Source organism: Dellaglioa sp. CoH-55-MRSF-6 (genome assembly GCF_056782215.1).
On sequence record NZ_JBXAYJ010000022.1, the window covers coordinates 1 to 384 of the forward strand.

A 384-nucleotide genomic window follows, 5' to 3' on the forward strand; every position below is an offset into this window, starting at 1 on the left:
GGGTCTCCGATGTCATTGTCGTGAGCGTTCCCTGCCACGATGGGATGGTGGTAAGGTAGTTTTGAAACTGGGAAACGAATTGATCAACGTCGGCTGTCAAGTCCGCCAGAACGAGCTTATTAGTATCTGCCATGTTGAACCTTATGATTGGTTGGCGGTGACGGAAAATGCTGCAACCAGCGGACCTGATTGAGTATCAAGGTTTAGGTTCAGGTTGTAAGCAATCCGAATCTGATAGCCGGGCAGCGACATGTCGGGCTTGACCCATGTGTTGCTCATGTCGAGCTGAATGCGGGGTTCCCAGCGGGCTATCGCCTGAATGAAGCCGACCTGAATCTTATCCGCAGTGTTTTGATCGATTGGTTCCTGTAGATAAGTGAGAAG

Annotated in this window: 1 protein-coding gene; it reads right to left on the reverse strand. The window is 50.5% G+C overall.

The window, feature by feature from the left end; all coding sequences use genetic code 11:
- Positions 1 to 141 precede the first annotated feature (141 nt).
- The coding region (locus AC1RPK_RS07625; protein ID WP_481769336.1) for a hypothetical protein at positions 142 to 384 on the reverse strand (243 nt) is incomplete at its 5' end.